This is a genomic window from Celeribacter naphthalenivorans (assembly GCF_020524585.1).
GTDB lineage: Bacteria > Pseudomonadota > Alphaproteobacteria > Rhodobacterales > Rhodobacteraceae > Celeribacter > Celeribacter naphthalenivorans.
Map to the genome: position 1 here is coordinate 1 of NZ_JAIVLK010000022.1, position 1,831 is coordinate 1,831.

1 protein-coding gene and 1 pseudogene are annotated in these 1,831 nt (G+C 54.2%); both read left to right on the top strand.

From position 1 onward, the window contains the following. Positions 1-554, top strand: a pseudogene (locus LC094_RS21490) (hypothetical protein); the annotation flags it as partial. 72 nt (positions 555-626) lie between these two features. After that, positions 627-1,697, top strand: coding sequence for a glycosyltransferase (locus LC094_RS21495; protein ID WP_226554845.1), 1,071 nt, complete (start codon positions 627-629; stop codon positions 1,695-1,697). The last annotated feature ends 134 nt before the right edge of the window (positions 1,698-1,831 follow it).

Sequence of the window (1,831 nt, forward strand, 5' to 3'; positions counted from 1 at the left end):
GCCTGCTTGGTGGCGACACGGGTGGTCTGCTCGATCCGGTGACGGGCCTCGTGGACGGCTTGCTTGGTGGCGACGCGACGGGTGGTCTGCTCGATCCGGTGACCGGCCTCGTGGACGGCCTGCTTGGTGGTGACACGGGCGGTCTTCTCGATCCGGTGACGGGCCTCGTGGACGGCCTGCTTGGTGGCGACACGGGTGGTCTGCTCGATCCGGTGACGGGCCTCGTGGACGGCCTGCTTGGTGGCGACACGGGCGGTCTGCTCGATCCGGTGACGGGCCTCGTGGACGGCCTGCTTGGTGGCGACACGGGCGGTCTGCTCGATCCGGTGACGGGCCTCGTGGACGGCTTGCTTGGTGGCGACACGGGTGGCCTTCTCGATCCGGTGACGGGCCTCGTGGACGGCCTGCTTGGTGGCGACACGGGTGGCCTTCTCGATCCGGTGACCGGCCTCGTGGACGGCCTGCTTGGTGGTGACACGGGCGGTCTGCTCGATCCGGTGACAGATATTGCCGGTGGTCTTCTTGGTGGATTGTCTGTCTTCGAAGAGGCGTAATGTAAGCTAAGAAAATGAATATAGGTCGCCCTCGTTTGCCGGGGGCGACTTTTTTCTTGGAAAGACGGTAAAATGACAATTTGTTTGAATATGATCGTCCGAGACGAAGCGCATGTTATCGAGAAAACACTAAAGAATATCTGCAGCGTTTTTCCGATCACCTACTGGGTCATTTCGGATACCGGATCGACTGACAACACCCCCGAGATTATAAAGAAGACATTTCAAGAGCTAAAAATACCCGGCGAGCTGACGGAAGATACCTGGGTGAATTTTGCCCACAACCGCAATAAAGCTCTAAAGAATTGCAGCGGAAAATCGGACTACGTTTTGTTCTTCGATGCAGACGACTGGATCGAAGGAACGCCCGAGCTCCCTGTATTGAGTGCAGATTTATACAGCTTAAAGATGGAGAATGAAGGCCGCACACGGAGATATTCGCGCCCTCTTCTCGCAAGAAACTGCGGCGAATTACGCTGGAGAGGCGTCGTTCATGAATTTATTGAATGGCCCGGAGGTAAGCGTGAGACCTTGGAGGGAGAATACGCCATCATTTCAGGTCGAACCGGTGCGCGTAGCATTGATCCGGAAAAATATATGAAAGATGCATTGCTTTTGGAGCGAGCGATACAGTCGGGTGATGATCCAGACCTTACTCCCAGATATGCATACTATTGCGCCAACAGTTGGCGGGACCATGGAGACGCAGATCGAGCGCTTAAATGGTATGTGTTAAGGACCAAGCTATCGGGATGGAAAGAAGAGACCTACATGGCTTTTCTTGAAGCTGGCCTGCACCTAGAAAGAATACATCGAGCTGATCTCGCGTTGGATTTTTTTCTGCGGGGTTATGACTTAGTGCCGGACAGAGCTGAATGCCTCTACCATGCCACCCGGTCGCTGAGACACAGGGGGCAGTTTCGCGCTGCATTGATTTTGGCAAAAGAGGCTATCTGCATTTCGAAGCCTTCTGGGAATAGGCTTTTTATAAACGATGCAATTTATGATTTCTGGCTCGCTTATGAGCTTCTGTTTTTGACGGGGAAAGAGGGTGGGAACCCGCGAGATTTGCCCCATTATGAGAAATTCATGGCAAGTAAAGCGCCTCAGTCGAGCAAAGATTCTTTGGTACAGTTTTCGTGACAGTTGAAGTGCTCCGGTAATCCCCCCGTTTTTACTGGGGCTTGGTCTTAGAGTTTACGCGGCCATTCTCAGTTTCTGTGCGGGTGTCATCCCGCCGTTGCCCATGTTCGGGCGCTCATTGTTGTAGGACCAGA

Excerpts from the sequence above, each read along its gene's own strand:
- LC094_RS21495 (WP_226554845.1), top strand. The coding sequence starts at position 627 with ATGACAATTTGTTTGAATATGATCGTCCGAGACGAAGCGCATGTTATC.